Annotated in this window: 11 protein-coding genes; all 11 read right to left on the bottom strand. The window is 65.3% G+C overall.

Annotated elements, in window-relative coordinates:
- Window positions 1-11: 11 nt before the first annotated feature.
- Entirely contained in the window at window positions 12-1,280 is a 1,269-nt protein-coding gene (locus ACQY7R_RS08275; RefSeq protein WP_428305136.1) for a PQQ-binding-like beta-propeller repeat protein, read from the bottom strand.
- A gap of 104 nt (window positions 1,281-1,384) precedes the next feature.
- Window positions 1,385-1,543, bottom strand: coding sequence for a hypothetical protein (locus tag ACQY7R_RS08270; RefSeq protein ID WP_428305135.1), 159 nt, complete (start codon window positions 1,541-1,543; stop codon window positions 1,385-1,387).
- Window positions 1,544-1,588: 45 nt separating this feature from the next.
- The gene (locus ACQY7R_RS08265; protein ID WP_428305134.1) at window positions 1,589-2,560 is read right to left on the bottom strand and encodes a hypothetical protein; all 972 of its coding nucleotides are present in this window, start codon (window positions 2,558-2,560) and stop codon (window positions 1,589-1,591) included.
- A 415-nt stretch (window positions 2,561-2,975) separates the two neighbouring features.
- Window positions 2,976-3,275: a hypothetical protein gene (locus tag ACQY7R_RS08260; protein ID WP_428305133.1), complete on the bottom strand. Its 300-nt coding sequence runs from the start codon at window positions 3,273-3,275 to the stop codon at window positions 2,976-2,978.
- 347 nt (window positions 3,276-3,622) lie between these two features.
- Window positions 3,623-3,982, bottom strand: coding sequence for a hypothetical protein (locus ACQY7R_RS08255; RefSeq protein WP_428305132.1), 360 nt, complete (start codon window positions 3,980-3,982; stop codon window positions 3,623-3,625).
- 391 nt (window positions 3,983-4,373) lie between these two features.
- The gene (locus ACQY7R_RS08250; RefSeq protein WP_428305131.1) at window positions 4,374-5,087 is read right to left on the bottom strand and encodes a peptidoglycan recognition protein family protein; all 714 of its coding nucleotides are present in this window, start codon (window positions 5,085-5,087) and stop codon (window positions 4,374-4,376) included.
- Window positions 5,088-5,264: 177 nt separating this feature from the next.
- Window positions 5,265-7,214 (bottom strand): AAA domain-containing protein, encoded by a 1,950-nt coding sequence (locus tag ACQY7R_RS08245; RefSeq protein WP_428305130.1) that lies wholly within the window; start codon window positions 7,212-7,214, stop codon window positions 5,265-5,267.
- A 25-nt stretch (window positions 7,215-7,239) separates the two neighbouring features.
- Window positions 7,240-8,859 (bottom strand): arylsulfatase, encoded by a 1,620-nt coding sequence (locus ACQY7R_RS08240; protein WP_428305129.1) that lies wholly within the window; start codon window positions 8,857-8,859, stop codon window positions 7,240-7,242.
- A 36-nt stretch (window positions 8,860-8,895) separates the two neighbouring features.
- Entirely contained in the window at window positions 8,896-11,784 is a 2,889-nt protein-coding gene (locus tag ACQY7R_RS08235; protein ID WP_428305128.1) for a sulfatase-like hydrolase/transferase, read from the bottom strand.
- Between the two features lie 103 nt (window positions 11,785-11,887).
- On the bottom strand, window positions 11,888-14,926 hold the full coding sequence (locus tag ACQY7R_RS08230) for a family 43 glycosylhydrolase (RefSeq protein ID WP_428305127.1): 3,039 nt from the start codon (window positions 14,924-14,926) through the stop codon (window positions 11,888-11,890).
- A 268-nt stretch (window positions 14,927-15,194) separates the two neighbouring features.
- Window positions 15,195-16,667 (bottom strand): DUF1501 domain-containing protein, encoded by a 1,473-nt coding sequence (locus tag ACQY7R_RS08225; RefSeq protein WP_428305126.1) that lies wholly within the window; start codon window positions 16,665-16,667, stop codon window positions 15,195-15,197.
- Window positions 16,668-16,700: the final 33 nt, after the last annotated feature.

Raw genomic sequence — 16,700 nt, 5'->3', positions numbered from 1 at the left:
GGAGCCCGGGGCTAGGGGGCGGTGACGTCGAAGCTCCAGAGCGTGCCCCAATCGAAAATGTAGAGCTTACCATCGGCGACGACGGGGTAGGCCCACGCTTTTGATTTGCCGCGGTCGGGGGCGTTGGGGGGCGTGAAGCGGCCATGTTCGCGGTATTCTTCGGGCGTCGCTTCGACGAGGGCGACGTCGCCGTTCTCGCCGTGCAGGTAGAGCATGCCGTCGGCGTAGCAAACGCCGCAGGCGCCGATCGAGCGTTCCCGCCAGACAACGTCGCCGGTGAGGAACTCGACGCACATCACCGAGTCGCCGCCGGCGCCGTAGAGGTAGTCGCCGACCTGTACCGAGCCGCCGATCGCGCGGGGGAGCTGCGATTCAAAGTAGACTTCTTCGGCCTCAAATCCGCCGCCCTCTTTCGCGACGATCTTCACGAGGCCGCCGCCGACTTTGCCGCTGGCGCTGTAGATGTAGTCGCCCTGCACCACGGGGGTGGGGATGTTCGCCATGCTGCCGGCCGCGGTGCGATCGTAGCGCCACAGGAGTTCGCCGGTGGCAGCGTCGACGCCGACGAGTCCCTTCGAGAGGAACTGGACGTACTGCGGCCGGCCGGCGAGGGTCGCCTTCACGGCAGAGGCGTAGCCGGCTTCCATCTCGGCAATCGGCGTTTTCCAGACGAGGTCGCCGGTCGCTTTGTCGAGCGCGACGATGGTCGCGTCGTCGCCGCCGGGGGTGGCGATGACGAGGTCGCCGTCGACGAGGGGCGATTCGGAGTAAGCCCACACGCCCGGCTTGCCGCCGAAGTCGTTGCGGAGCTGTTTTTTCCAGACGATCTTGCCGGTGGCGGCGTCGAGGCGGACGAGATCGCCGTCGGAGCCGAGGGCGTAGAGGGCGTCGCCGTCGACGGTCGTCGTCGAACGGGCGCCAGGGTACGGCGGCATTTGCTTGGGGTTGCCGACGGCGCCGATGCGCTGCTCCCAAAGAGGTTTGCCGGTGGCGTCGATGCAGCGGACAAATTCATCCTCAACGCCGCGGCTGCCGACGAGGAAGATGCGATCGCCGACGACGGCGGGAGTGGAGTAGCCTTCGCCAAGCTCGTTGGCTTGCCAGGCAAGCGGCGGGCCGTCGGCGGGCCATGATTTGAGGAGGCCGGTTTCGGCGGAGTGACCGTTGCGCAAGGGGCCGCGCCACTGGGCCCAGTTGGCGGCGGGCGACAGCGTCGCGACGGCGGCGACGCCGCCGAGCGCGGATGCGATGACGATCGATTTAGCGAATGTGTGACGCATGGTCTCCTCCCTGGCGTATTCTCTGCTTCTCTGCGGGCCGGGCGATTGGTACGCGGCGCGAGCGTTATTCTACGAGCATTAACCCCGACCTCGCTAGGTCGGGGCTAGTTGGCGTTGGCAATGGTCGTCACGATGCCACAGCGATGGGTGGCATGTCGTCGCGGAGCGTCGACATGCTGAAGCACGCTGGAGTCTTGGCGAACGATCGTGCGGCGTGGTGCGCTGAAGGGGTCGGGGGCCTTTTGCCACTGGGTGCGTTCCACGGAATTGACGACCGCCAGTGGCAAAAGGCCCCCGACCCCGTTGAGCTACGCGGCGCGGCGGCGGTTTTGACGTCGCTTTTGTTGTCGCGTCGCTTGTGTCGCTTTCTTCGTTTTACGCGACATTAAGCGGTCGTACTTGTCGCGGTCTTTTTGGCGTTGTTCGTTTTGCATCAAACGCAGGCCCCAGTCGAGGAGTTCTTGGTGGCGTTGGGCGCGCTCTGCTTCCGTAGGGTGGGTGCTTGCACCCACCGTTGCCGTTTCGGGTTCGTTGGAGATGGCGCAGTCGATCGTCGTTTGTGGCGCTGGAGGTTGTTCGGCCAGCGGTGGGGCGACTTGCTCCTCGCTGGGCGTGGTGGGTGCGAGCACCCACCCTACGGTTGACGCTGAGTCATTGGGTTCTTGACGCGGAGCGTGGGAACGAGGTTGCGGCTGCGGCGCGGCGAAGGACCATTCGTCGGGGGTACCGAGGCCGTAGTTGTGGATCACGGGCGCCGACTTCACGCGTTCGCGGATGACGAGCGGCGTGTCGGCCATTTTCGGATCGCGTGGGCGGTCCCAGGGGCCGAGGCTCGGGAAGCAGCAGTCGAGCACGTGTTCGTAGGTTTTATCGAGGTGCTTGAAGAGTTCAGTGCGGGCTTCCTCCGGCGTGTTGGCGAGTGCGGTTTCCATCATGAGCCGCAACGCCTTCGTGACTTTGAGGCCGGAAGCGAGGTCGCCCCGTTTGCGGGCGTAGGTTTCGGGCTTGGTGCGCTCGAGCAGCCAGGCCGCGGCGCGCCAGTGGGTGCGCGCGGCCGATTCCATGAGCTTTAATGGGTCGGGCTTGGCGAGCTTCGCCATGCGCACTTCCTGGTCAAAATCTTCTTCTTCGCGGCGGTAGCGCTGGACCGTGCGGAGGGTGACCCCGACGCCTTGGGCGGCTTCGGCGAGCGAGTAGCTCTCTCTGACCAGTTGGCAGAATTTCACCTTCATTTCTTCGGTGAAGACGCGTTCGCGCTGGCGGATGTATTGACGCTGCATTGGAAGGTCCCCCTGTGTGAATGCGTTGTAGCCCCGGGCTTCGCCCGGGGGTGAATTGGTCGCGTTGGTTCGCGTCGTCCGGCGGTGCGCGACCCCCGGGCGGAGCCCGGGGCTAGAATGTGCACCTCGCGGACGCGAGTTCACGTTAGCAAAACTAGTGGCCCGGTTTCGACAACTAAATTTGGCCACCGCATATTTTTTTCGACGCGAGAGAAGGGCGCGACGCTGCTCGCCCCCGGTTTGAAGAACCGGGGGCTAAGGAACTGGATGCTTGGCCGATATTTGGGGATTGGCGCGGGGCGTCGAGAAAAGCGTTGCCACGCTGAGCGGGGGAACGCTTAGGAACTATGAAGGGCGACGCATTAGCAGCGCCGCTCCGGCGGGGGCGTTGCTCCGCGGCTACTCACGCGCTGCGTTAGCAGGGGCGATCGTGCGGCGAGAGGAGCGCGGCGAAGTGTTGTGCCACTTCGCTCAGAATACGCTCGGGGCAGGCGGCGTCGGTGACGGAGAGTTCTACGCGCGTGCCGTGCTCGTAAATTTGGAACGAGTGGAAGCTATAGTCGAAGTGAAGCCAGCAGATGCCGTCCTTGCAGGCGAACCACGTTTCTTCAGCGCCTTCGAGCCACGTGAGATGCTGACGGAGGCTTTGCCAGGGGCGGATGAGCGGCAACTCCGCGAACGTCCGCGGGACCGGTTCTAACAATTGGGCAACCATCGCACTCTCTCCGTTGGTGTCTTTAAGCCGTCTGCCGCGGTGCGATGAGTAGCCTGGCATCGCAGCCGCGGCGGACGACCATGTTTCCGTGGTAGCGTGAAGCGAACCACGTGCCAAAGCAGAAAACGTCTTGTTTTCTCGGGCCTTAGTGATTGTTGCGGCGGTATTGCCGCAAGGAAGTGATTGCGCGACGACCACGCGTCGCGCGGTGCGGGATGCCGAACAATCAGTTCAGCATTGAAGCAATATTCATGCTGGCGATGCGGCGACAAATGCTCGCGGAGCGCTTGACGAACGCGGCAAGCGTGCGTGAAGCATTCGGGGCGCCAGCGCGGAGCGAGAAAAAGTTACTTGGCCATCGTGGGGATGATGGGCGTTTGTTGCAGTGGTTGACCGTGGGGGGCGATCGGATCGGCGACGGGCGCCGAGAGGGAGCTCGTCATCGCTTCGTCGGTGATCAGCATCGATTTTGAATCGGGCATTTCCAGGCCGGAAATCACAGCGGCTGATTCGGGAGTTTGCTCGGAGTAGCTTCGAGCGGCGGAGCCGACGGTTGGTTGCGATGAGGAAGTTTCGGCAGCGGTTTTGACGGCGGCTGATTCGGGCTTTTGGCTCATGCCGCTGTGGCGATCGGGGCTGCAGCCGGTGAAAGCAACGCATGCGACGGCGAGGGACAGCAAAACAGCGAAGCGGCGAACGCGGCGCATGACCAGACTCCTAGGGTAGGTGGTTTGGCGTGCCAGAGTATCGCTCGGGCGGCGGCCGGAGCGACGGGCAAGGCGGGGTGTTGGGCGGGAGGCCGGAGCCTGCCGACAGCGTACCGGACGAGCTCGCAAAAAACTAGTCGATGCACGGGTGTGGTTGTCGGCAAGTGGGCTGCGCGCTTGCAGGCGCCTGCTGGGGAGAAGACTCTCGCAGAGGCGCGGAGGATTCGCTGAATGATGAGAGTTAGGTGAGCGGGATGAAACTCGATGATGCTGAGAGTGGCTTGTGGAGGTACACAGATTTCCTCGTGACTCTCTGCGTCTTTGCGCCTCTGCGAGAGATCCTTCTGTCTGAAACTATTGCGCGTCGCTCTGGCCGGTCGTTGACCGGCGGCTACTTTGCGGGGGACTCCGTGGCGGGCTTCTTCTTTGTGTCGAGGATCGATTCGGTGGGGCCCTTCGGCAACGGCTCGCCCTGCGTGATCTGCGGCTCCGCGCCGGATTGGAGTTGTTCGACCCAGCGTTTGAATTCGCCGGATTCGAAGTAGCGATAGAAATCGTCGCCCGGGCAGCTAGTGGACCCGGGGGCGGCGTCGCGGTGGGTGCGGATGTTGTCGAGTTTGATACCGTGCTGATCGGCGAGCCACGCGGTGAGGCGGACGGCCGACTCGAGTTGCGCGGGGCTGGGGCGCTGTTGGTTGAAGTCGCCCATCATCTCGACGCCGAGGTTGCCGGCGAGTTCGTACTTGGTGTTCGACTCGGGCTCGTAGGCAACGTCGCGGCCTTCGAAGATGCGGCCGTCGGGGCCGATGAGGAAGTGGTAGGCGAGGTCGGGCCAGTAGGTGTTGCGCGGCGGTTGTTCGATCTCGGGACGGCGCTTGCCCCACGCCTGCATGTTGCGGAGGAACTCCTCGGGCGTTTGGCTGTTCGTCCAGAGCACGCCGGCGTGGTGGATGGTGACGAACCGCGGCTTGTGCTTGCGGTTGTCGGGGATGGGATCGGGGGTGGACTTCCACTCTTCGCGGGTGACGATGTTCGCGGGGCGCGGGACCTCGGCGTGGGCGAAGGCTGGGGCGAGGGCGAGGAGGGTTAGGAGTAGGGTTCGCATGGCGGGATTATTGTTTAGGCGGGATTTGGTTGGCGGGTTCGAAGAATAGGACGCGGATTTTCGTACTAGCCCCGGGCTCCGCCCGGGGGTGGCATCACGCGCGACGATGACTACCGGAATGGAAACCGACCCCGGGCGGAGCCCGGGGCTAGGGTATGCGACGACCGGCGATCAATGTCAGTCCATCTCTTCCCACACCGTGTGGTACGTGTCGTGGGCTTGAAAATAGTCTAACAGCGCGGCGTAGAACGGGTTAGCGCCGAGGGTCGCACTGTCGCCGATCACGATCAGCTTGCGGCGAGCGCGGGTGAGCGCAACGTTCATGCGGCGGGTGTCGGCGAGGAAGCCGATTTCGCCTTGGCGGTTCGAGCGGACCAGCGTGATGACGACCGCTTCTTTCTCGCGGCCTTGGAAGCCGTCGACCGTGTCGATTTCGAGGTCGCGGTGCTCGGCGTGTTGGCGGAGCCAGCGGACCTGGGCGGCGTAGGGGGCGATCACCGCGATGTCGGCGGCGGGGAGGCCGGCGGCGATCAGGGCGTCGACCTTCTTGAGAACGAGGCGGCCTTCCTCAGGGTTGAGGCGGCTGAGGCCGTCTTCTTCCTGGCGTTCGTCGTAGTCGGCGCCGGCGGTGTCGATGTACTCGAGCGGCGTTTGCGTGAAGGGCGTGTCTTCGACGCCGACGAGTTCGTTGAGCGTGCGGGTGCGGACCGTTTCGTCGCCGACGAGCGTGCCGTCGTAAAACTGCTCCGATGAAAAATCCATGATGTGATCGTGCATGCGGTACTGCACGGTGAGTTGCCGCGTGATCAGCGGGCCGTAGAGTTCGACGAGCCGCTGCATCATGCTGCGGTCGTAGCCTTGCGCGGCGGCTGGTTTGGAGAGGACCGTCGGCGGGAGTTGGCAGTGGTCGCCGGCGAGCAGGACGCGGTTCGCGCGTTGCAGCGGAATCCAGCAGGCCGACTCGGTCGATTGGCAGGCCTCGTCGACGACGACCCAATCGAACGTGCGATCGCCGAGCAGGTCTTCGTCGATGGTGGTCGTCGCGCAGAGCACGTCGGCCGAGTCGAGGACGTCGGCGACGATGTCGCGTTCGAGGCGGCGAGCGTCGGCTTTGTGCTGCTTCGCTTCGCGGCGCCATTCTTGTTTGGCGGCGTAGGCGTTGCGCGAGCGGGAGTCGCTGTCGGCCTTTTTGAACAGGGCCTCGGCCGTGCGGTAGAGTTCTTTCACCCAGCGGGCGTGTTCGTGTGTTTCGACGAGCGCGTCGAGCGTGTGATCGCGGAGGCGTTCGGTGACGCGGGCCGGGTGGCCGAGGCGGACGACGCGGACGCCGGCGGCGAGGAGTCGTTCGAGCAGATTGTCGACCGCCGTGTTGCTGGGGGCGGTGGCGAGGATGCGGCTCCCCTCTTCGACGGCCTGGCGGATAAATTCGACGACGGAGGTCGTTTTACCCGTGCCGGGGGGACCGTGGATGATCGCGAGATCCTCGGCCGAGAGGGCGAAGCGGATCGCTTCTTGCTGCGACGCGTTGAGGTGCGCGGCGGGGGCGTCGGCGACGGGGTGTTCGTGCTCGGCGATCGGGGCATGGGGCTTGAACCGTGGCTGGCGATTGCGATGGTTTGTTTCGTCCATCGAGCCGAGGATGATTTGCCGCAATTCGCCGAGGCGGCCCTTCGCGCTGCTGACCGCCGCGAGCGCGGCCCGCTCGCGGTTGCGGGAGACTTCGTCGACGGCCATGTCGACGTCGAACCGCTCGCCGGTGATCCAGTTGTCGACGGCCACTTGGATCGAGCGGAAGTTGCGGGCGCTGACGACGCCGGGGTGGGGCTTCGCGTTGTCGTCGGGGAGCGGGGTGAGCAGCACCGGCGAGCCGACGCGGAGGCGGTTCCACGGCAGGTCGAGCGTGCGGTTGCGCTTCACCAGCGTGAAGAGGTGGCGGCCATTGAGGCCCGTTTGATGCTCTTCGATGACGAGGTCGAGGAGCGTTTCGCCGGTTCGCTCTGCCGTTTTGCGGGTGCGAAGCTGACGGCGCTCGGCCATGCGCTGGGCCTCGGCTTGGGCCTCGAGCTGCATCCAGCGGAAAAAGCGTTGGTAGTAGTCTTCGGACGGGATGGCTGTGAATTCCGGCAATGCTGAGGTAACGGTGCTGCCGGCGTCACTTGTCCTTGCGTTTGGCGCGAATCTCCGGCCAGGGGACGACGCCGCAGCGTTCGGCCCAGCGATTGTACTCTTCGGCGAGTTTGCGGGCGACCTCTGGGCGTTCGGCGGCGAGGTTGTAGTGCTCGCCGCGGTCGGTGGCGATGTCGTAAAGTTCCCAGCCGTTGGGGGAATCGGGGAGTTCCACCAGCTTCCAATTGCCTTGGCGGATGGCGCGGTTGCCTTCGTGCTCCCAGCAGATCGTGCGATCGGCGGGGGCCGATTCGCCGCGGAACATGTCGGCGATGTTGCGGCCTTCGAGTTGCTCGCGCTGGGCGGCGGTCGGTTGGGCGCCGGCGAGATCGAGGAACGTCGGGACGAGGTCCATGATGTGAGCGGGGCCGTCGACGATCTTGCCGTTGGCGTCGTCGGGAGTTGCCGCGGGCCAGCGAACGACGGCGGGGGTGCTGATGCCCCCTTCGTACATCGAGACCTTATGGCGGCGCCAGGGGGTGTTGCTCACCGTGGCCCAGGGGCGGCCGTAGCCCCAGAACGAATCGCGCGAGCCGAGCACGGCGTCGGGCTTGCCGCGGTGGGGGTCTTCGGCGGCGCCGCCGTTGTCGGAGAGAAAGATCACGAGCGTGTCGTCGGCGGCGCCCATCGCGTCGAGCTGCGCGAGGACGCGGCCGATGTTGCGATCCATCCGCGTGATCTGGGCGGCGTAGATTTCCATGCGGCGAGCCCACTCGTTGCGGACTTCTTCGGGCATGCGGTCCCACGCGCGGGCGTTGCCGCGATCCATCTGCGCCATCAAGTTGGTCTCGGGAATGAGACCGAGATTGATCATGTGGCGGCGGCGGCGCTGGCGAGACTTCTGCCAACCCTTGTCGTAGACGCCGTCATAGGCGGCAATTTCGTCGGCGTCGGCCTGCAGCGGCCAATGCGGGGCGTTGTACGGCAAGTACAGAAAGAAGGGCTGCTTCGTTTTGGCTTCTTTGAGGAACTCGATCGCGCGGTCGGTGAAGGCGTCGGTCGAGTAGAAGCCGTCGTGCGGCGGGACAAATTCCTTGTCGTCGAGCGCCATCGGAGCGCGGGGGCCGTCGCTTTCGCCGCCGTAGTAGTTCATGGCGCCGGGGATGAGGGCGAAGGAGCGATCGAAGCCGCGTTTGACCGGCCATTCTGCGGGGCGATCGCCGAGATGCCACTTGCCCGACATCATCGTGCGGTAGCCGGCGTCGCGGAGGAGTTCGGCGATCGTGGGCGTCGCTGTGCTGAGGTGGTCGTCGTACGAGGGACGATTCGCGGCGTCGCGAATCCACTTGGCGTAGCCGTCGATCATCGCGCCGACGCCGACCTGGGCGGGGTACCGCCCCGTTAAAATCGAAGCTCGCGAGGGGCAGCAGCGGCCGTTGTTGTAGAACTGGCGGAAGCGGACCCCCTGCTCTGCGAGGCGGTCGATGTTCGGCGTGGCGATTTCGGAGCCGTAGCAGCCGAGGTCGGAGTAGCCGAGGTCGTCGGCGAAGAAGACGACGATGTTGGGGCGCGGGGCCGCGTCGGCCGCCGACTTCTGGTCGGCGGCGGAGGAGGCGCGCGGGAGGAGCGCGAGGAGCAGCAACGCGATGATTCTGGTGGGAGTCATGTGCATGTTGATGCGTGCGGCGATGAGGAGCAAACGTTATTCGGCGTACGGAAAACGACCCGCGCGGGCGTCGGCGGGCATGAGGACCTTGTTGAGGTCTTCACCCTGTTCGGTGCGCCAGGCGTGGAGCTTCTTTCTCAACTCTGCTTTCTCGGCTGCGAACTTCGGATCCGCGGCGAGGTTGTGCAGTTCATGCGGGTCGACGCTTACGTCGTACAACTCTTCGGCGGGGCGGTGTTCGTAGCGATCGATCACCGCGGCGGCGGCCGATTCGTTGGGCGCCCGCTCGAGCCAATCTTTCCAATAGCGTTCGGTCGTCGGACCCTTGGTGATGTGGGTGACGTACTTGATGTGCGGGGCGAGGTTCTCGATGTACTTGAACTGCGGCGTGCGGATGCAACGCATGGGGGCCTGGTTCATTTCTTTGTCGCCGGTGTGGGCGGCGAAGACTTCGGGGCGGCGTTCGTGCGACTTGCCGTCGAGCACGTCGAGGAAGCTTTGGCCGTCGAGCATCGTCGGCGGCGCGGCGCCCGCGGCGGCGATGATCGTGGGGAGGACGTCGATCAGCGAGACCATCGCCGTAGTCGTCGCGTCAGGCTGCACGTGCCCCGGCCAGCGGACGAGCAGCGGCACCTTGATGCCGGCGTCGTAGAGATTCCACTTCGCGAAGGGGAACTGGGCGCCCTGGTCGGCAGTGAACATGAACAGGGCGTCGCCGTAGCCGTGCCGCTGCATCGAATCGAGCACCTGGCCGACTTCGGTGTCGAGCTGCGTTACGTCGGTGTAGTAGTCGACGCGGGTTTCGCGGAGCAAGGGGGTGTCGTGGAGCTCGGGAGGAATCTTGATGGCCGCGGGATCGTAGCCTTCGTTCTTCTTCCAGAGCGTGTGGGACGAGTGGGCGGTGACGATCAGGCAGAGGGGCTGCGCGCGGTCGTGCGTGGCGAGGAGTTCGTCGATCGCCGCGACGCCAAGGTCGGTCACGAGAACGTTGTTCACGCCCGGCGGCCGGACGTTCGAGTTCTTCAGGTACTCGAACGGGAACTGCGAACGTGGGCCGATGTGAGTTTTGCCGGCGATCACCGTGCGGTAGCCGAGGGCGTTCAGCAGCGCGGGGAGCGTTTCGACGCCGGGATTGATCGGGCTGTGATTGGCGTGGGCGCCGTTGCGAATCGGGTAGAGGCCCGTGTAGAGGGCGGATCGCGACGGCGTGCAGGTGGGCGAGGCGGCGAAGGCGTCGTCGAAGCGGAGCGATTGCCGCGCGAGTTGATCGAGCCGCGGCGTGCGGACGTCGTCGCCGCCGTAGGGGCCGATGTCGTGCCAACTGAGATCGTCGGCGACGAAGAGGATGACGTCGGGACGCTTCGGGGCGCTTGCCGCTTTGTCTGACGTTGCGTCAGCGGGCGCGGTGCTTGCGGGCGATGCTGGTGGCTTAGCTTCCGTCGAAACTCTCTCCGGCGAGTTGCGCCAGTTCTTCGGCGGCGTGAAGTCGGCCGGCTTCGGCGCCGTCGGCATCGCGTCGGCAGGCTCCGAACGGCGGAACGTCACCAGGTGGGCGCCGAGGCGGGCGGCGATATTCGCCTTCTGCTTGATGAGGTTGGTCGTCTCGTTGGGATCGCGGAAGACGTTGTAAAGTTCGACCTTGTGCTCGGGAGTGTGGTAGCCGCCGCGGCGAACGTCGGGGCCGACGATTTGTAGCTTCCAGCCGCGCGGACCGATGACGGCGAGCTGCTCGCGCTCCGGGCCGTTCTGGCCGTGGAAGAAAAAGAGGTTGCGCTTGGGCGGTTCGGTGACCGCGGCGTCGAGCAGCGGGGCGGAGAGATCGACGCCGTCGAGCGGCGGTTGCTCGTGCGTCAGCTGGGTCAACTCGGCCGGCGCGTCGATGAGCCCGAGCAAAGTAGGCAGCACGTCGATGTTCATGATCGGCGTCGTCACCTTGCGGCCGCCTTCGATGTGGCCGGGCCAGCGGACGGCGGCGGGGACGCGAACGCCCCCTTCGTAGACCGAGAGTTTGGCGCCATGGAGCGGGGCGTTGTTCTTGCGAATGCGGTCGATGCCGCCGTTGTCGCTGAAAAACCAGACGATCGTGTCGTCGGCGACGCCCGCTTGTTCAAGCTGCGCGAGGATGCGGCCGATGCCGTCGTCCATCGAGGCGATCAGCGCGGCGAGGCGTTGCTTCTCGCCCGGTTGGCCGTCATTCGGCTTGCCGTCGAGGTGGGCGAACTTTTTGAGGTACGACTCGGGCGCCTGCAGCGGTTCGTGCGGCGCCGTGAAGGGGACGTAGCAAAAGAACGGCTCCTCCCCTGCCCTGGCGTTGATGAACTCGCACGCGGCGTCGGCGATGAGGTCGGTGGTGTAGCCTTCGCGCGGCGTTGGTTCGTAGCCGACGTGCCAATCGATTTGGCCTTCGCGGTCGCGGGTCCAGTAGTCGGCGGCGCCGTTGTAGCAGCCGACGTAGTCGGTGAACCCTTGCGCGAGCGGGTGCCACTGCGGTTCGAGATGGCCGAGGTGCCACTTGCCGAAGGCGCCGCGATGGCGATAGCCGACGGCGGCGAGGGCTTCGGGGAGCGTGGTGAGTTCGGGCTTCACGCCGTACCGCTTCCAGGGGAAGACGACCGAACGGGCCATGCCGAGATGGAGTGCGTAGCGGCCGGTCATCAAACCAGCGCGGGTCGGCGAGCACATCGGGCTGACGTAGAAGCGGTCGAGTTCGACCCCTTCGTGCGCGATGCGGTCGAGGTGCGGCGTGGGGACGAAGCCGTTGTGGAAGCCGACCCCGTTCCAACCGAGATCGTCGGCGACGATGACGACGATGTTTGGTTTTTTGGGAGCGGGGGGCGTGGCTGGTTCGTCGGCGGCGCGCAGCGTGGCGGCGGGGAGCAGCGCGATGCTCGCGGCGAGGACGACGATAAGGCGGTGGAGGAGCACGGGGGACCGGAGGAGATGTGCTGGGACGAGTGGGATGGAAGCCTGTGCTTGGCGCTGGACTGGTCGCTTAAGCGACCAGTCCGAAGCGCGTTGGGGGTTCCTTTTAACTGGGGATGGCTTCGAAAAACTTGGTCTGCGTTTGCTTCGAGGCCTTCGCGCGGGGTTTTAGCGGTTCGACCGTCACGTCGCTGAACGCCGCTTCGGTATCGACGACGCGGAGGCCGACGCTGCCGCGGGCGAAGGCGTCGTCGTGGGCTTTGATCAGCTCCTTACCGTCGAGGTTGACGACAAGCTGATCGCCGCGGGCGACGACTTCGAGGCGATAGTCTTGGTCGACCTTCACGCCGGCCTTCGCTTCGGCGATCTGCCGCCAGTGGAGGCCGTCGGTGGCGCCGAGGATGACGCGGCCGCTGCGGGGGATGATGCCGGCGACGTAACCTTCTTGGGCGTCGAAGCCGACGGCCGGTTGCTGGACGCGGAATAAGATGCCCGCATCGCGGTCGCCGGAGACGATGCGAATCGTCGCGCTCGCGCGGAGGTTGCGCCACTCGCGATTGTTGAGCACGACCTTTTCGCCGCTGCGATAGGTGTTGACCGGCGCTTTCGGTTGCACGCCGAGGAAGAGTTTGCCGTCGTCGACGCGATACATCTGATGGTGGCCGAAGTAGCTCCAGCCGCGGAGCGAGCGGAACTTCGGCAGGCTGAAGGCGCCGCGATCGGGTTCGCTGGTCGGCGTGCCGCTGGGGACGTCGAGCAGTTGGCCGGCGTTCACCGGTTCGCCGAAATTGGGCCGGCCATCCTTGCCCCAGGTGAAGGGTTGCACGAAGACGGCGCGGCGCCAGCCGTCGTTGCGGTCGAGCTTCGCGTGGAAGACGATCCAGTCTTCTTTGCCGTCGGGCGATTTGACGAACGACGCGTGGCCGACGCCGAATGTTTGCTCGGTCCCCTTGAAGACCGGCTCGGGCACCTTCGTCCAATCCTTCGGGTTGAGCGGATCGCCCCCCTTCTTGAGTTCGAGCAGGCCGAGCTTGTAGGTCGGCTGCCATGAACTGCTGGCGGAGTAAATGATGAAGGTGCGGCCGTCGCGCTTGAGGATCTGCGGGCCTTCGTGGAGACCGCGCTGGTCGGCTTGCTCGTTGACGCGTTCCCACAGGTGGTCGGCGTTGTGGCAGAGTTGCACCCGCTGGCCGACTTCCCACGGCGACTTCATCGGGGCGATGTAGAGCCACTGTTCGTCGTTGTCGGCAGCCCAGCCGGACCAGATGAGGTACCGCTTGCCGTCTTGTTCGAGCACGGTGGCGTCGATCGCCCAGTTGTTGTTTTTCTTTTGCTCGGGATCGTCGCCGGTGTAGATCGGGCCGCGGATTTCGTACGGGCCGAGCGGATCGTCATCCTTCGATTCGAGGACGTAGCTGAGGTGATTCTTGTTGTCGCCGTCGTCGGCGGCGAAGTAGATGTACCAACGGTTGTCGAGGAAGTGGATTTCAGGCGCCCAGATCTCGCGCGAGTAAGGGCCGGTCTCGGGGGCGGTCCAGACGACTTGCTTCGGGCCGAGCTCGGTGAGGTCGTCCGAAATGTGGAGGGTGATCGCGTGGTTGCCTTCGGAGGCGCAGACGATGTACTTGCCATCATGCTGGATGGCCCACGGGTCGGCGCCTTCGAAGATCGGATTGGTGAACTGCCGCGGGGCGTCGGCGTTTTCTGTCTTCACCGGCACCGCGGTGCGGTACCACTGCAGCAAATCGCCGCGGAGGCTGCTGACGGCGTCGGCCTGTTGCTCGGCGACGTTGCGCTGTTCGTTTGGATCGGAGGCGAGGTCGTAGAGCTGCGGATCGCTGCCGTCGTATTCGGTGAGAAGCTTCCAGTTGCCGGAGCGGATGGCGAGATCGGGCAGATTGCCGCCGTCTTGGCCGGGACGATCGGGGGGACGAACCCAGTAAAGAGGTTTCGTGCGTTGCGATTTTTCGACGCCGAGGAGCGCGTCGCTGAGGACTTCACCGTCGAGCTCGACGTTCTCGGGCGCCTTGGCTTGCGCGATGTCGAGGAGCGAGGCGACGACGTCGACCGACGAGATGACGGTCAAGTCGTTCGTCGTGCCGACGGCTTTCTCGTCAACGAAGCCGGGGCCCCAGACGATGAAGGGCTCGCGGATGCCCCCTTCGTAAAGGTTGCCCTTGCTGCCGCGAAGGTCGCCGGCGGAACCGGCGCCAGGTTCGAAGCCGTTATCGCTGGCGACGATGATGATCGTGTTGTCGCGGAGTTTCGCGTCGTTGCGGATGAGGTCGAACAGCGGCTTCAGCTGGGCGTCCATGTGTTCGAGCACGCCAAGATAGAGCTCGCGCTTACTGCCGTCGCCGCGGAGATTCTTCGGGGGGTGGAGCGGCGTGTGGACGTCGTTCGGCCAGAGGTTCACATAGAACGGCTTGCCCTCGGCCTGGGCTTGCTTGATGAACTCGATCGCCGGTTCGACGAAGGCGGTGGTTTCTTCAGCGCGTTCGACCCAGCGGACGTCGCCTTGGCCGAGCTTTTCGCTGGCGAGGCCGAGGGGGAATTTGACGGAGGGCTTGCCGTCGTAGTTGTTGAGGAGCGGCACGATGCGGTCGCCCATGCCTTCAAACTGGGTGAGCGAAGCGTCGAAGCCGTAGTCGCTGATTGGCGGGGCGACGACGTCGCGGCCGCCGCCGAGGTGCCACTTGCCGAAGTGGCCGGTTGTGTAGCCGACCTCCTTCAACATGCGGGGAAGCGTGGGAGCGGCGGGATCGAGCCAGTCGCGCATGCCGCGGCGGGCGTTCTCCTGGCTGGCGGCGATGTAACTCATGATGCCCCACCGCGACGGATACTGGCCCGTCATGAACGCGGTGCGCGACGGCGAGCAGATCGGCGCGTTGACGTAGAACTGCGTGAACCGCAGGCCTTCGTCGCTGAGCTGGTCGATGTTCGGCGTGCGAGCGCGGCTGTCTTTGAAATACGGAAAGTCGGCGAAGCCGGCGTCGTCGATGAAGACGAACAGAATGTTCGGCCGCTCGACCGGCGCGGGCGTCGACGCCGTGGCGGCGCTAACGCTGCGGGAGTGGGCGAGGACCGAAAGAACGAGCGCGGCGCAGGCCGCAATCCACCGACCGAGGGGAGTCTTTGAAGGCACGGAAAACCTACTGTCGAGCTGTCTGAGGGAGGAGGCCGCCATGGCCGTTGCCTGATACAGACAGGATAACTGAGAAGCGCGGCGAGGACGACCGTTGCGGCGGTGCGGGGCGCTTGGGGGCGGGCATTTTCGGGGGATTTCTTTACGCACTTTAGCCCCGGGCTCTGCCCGGGGGTTGCGCACCATGCCGAGGGAACGTTGCCCGTACTTCACGCCGACCCCCGGGCGGAGCCCGGGGCTAAGGGAACGTGCACCGGCGATGTGCGCGCTACGCGAGCAAGTCGTTCACGACGTGGCCGTGGACGTCGGTCAAACGGAAGCGGCGGCCTTGGTGTTTGTAGACAAGTTGCGTGTGGTCGACGCCGAGGAGGTGGAGGATCGTCGCTTGCAGGTCGTGGACGTGGACGGCGCCGGGGGTGAAGGCGTCTTTCGTCGGCGTGAGCGGGGCGCCGTCGGCGTCGACGATGTTGTAGCCGTAGTCGTCGGTGGCGCCGTACGACATGCCGGGCCGCACGCCGCCGCCGGCCATCCACACGGTGAAGCAGCGGGGGTGATGGTCGCGGCCGTAGTCGGTCGCGGTGAGGGCGCCTTGCGAGTAACTCGTGCGGCCGAACTCGCCGCCCCAAATGACGAGCGTGTCGTCGAGCATGCCGCGCTGCTTGAGATCTTTTACGAGCGCCGCGGAGGCCTGATCAGTTTCGCGACACTGCGAGCGGATGCCGGCGGGGAGGCCGCCGTGATGATCCCAGCCCTGGTGGTAGAGCTGAATGAAGCGGACGCCCCGCTCGGCCAGGCGGCGGGCGAGGAGGCAATTCGCGGCAAACGTGCCGGGAGTGCGACTGTCGGCGCCGTACATCTCGAACGTCGCGTCGGTTTCTTGCGAGAGGTCGGTCGCATCGGGGACGCTCGTTTGCATGCGGTACGCCATTTCGTACTGCGTGATCCGCGATTCAATCTCGGGGTCGAGTTCCTGCTCGAACTGCAGCCGGTTGAGGTCGCTGAGCTTGTCGAGCATCGCGCGGCGGCCGGAGCGGCAGACGCCGTCGGGGTTGCTGAGGTAAAGGACCGGTTCGGCGCCGGGGCGGAACTGGACGCCTTGGAACTTCGAGTCGAGGAAGCCGGAACCCCAGAGGCGGGCGTAGAGGGGTTGGTCGCCCTGGTTCGCGGTGACGAGGACGATGAACGAGGGAAGGTCGTCGTTCATCGAGCCGAGGCCGTACGAAAGCCAGGCGCCCAGCGAGGGGCGGCCGGCGATTTGCGACCCGGTTTGGAAAAAGGTGATCGCGGGATCGTGATTGATCGCCTCGGTCCACATCGACTTGACGAAGCAGAGGTCGTCGACGATCTCGCGGTGATGCGGCAGCAAGTCGCTGAGCCAGGCGCCTGATTGGCCATGCTGAGCGAACTTGAACTGCGAACCGGCGAGCGGCAGCGACGATTGCTGAGCACTCATGCCGGTGAGCCGCTGGCCGCCGCGAACTTCGGGGGGGAGTTGCTCGCCGTTCTTTTGGTTGAGGAGCGGTTTGTAGTCGAAGAGGTCGTGCTGCGCGGGGCCGCCCGACTGGAAGAGGTAGATTACGCGTTTTACTTTTGCAGGGAGCGGGGCGGCGGCAGTTTGCGCGGGTGAATCGGCGAAGCCTTGTTGTGCCAGGAGCGAAGCGAGCGCAGCGCCGCCGAGGCCGGCGGACGTGGCGCCGAAGAAATGGCGGCGGGTGAGCGCCTCGAGTTGCATGGGTGGCATAGGCATTCGTTGCTTTGAGTGGGCAGTAGGCGG

The sequence above is a fragment of the Lacipirellula sp. genome (genome assembly GCF_965279485.1).
Classification (GTDB): Bacteria; Planctomycetota; Planctomycetia; order Pirellulales; family Lacipirellulaceae; genus Lacipirellula.
The sequence above is the reverse complement of the archived record's forward strand: the minus strand, read 5'-3'. Positions and strand labels throughout refer to the sequence as shown.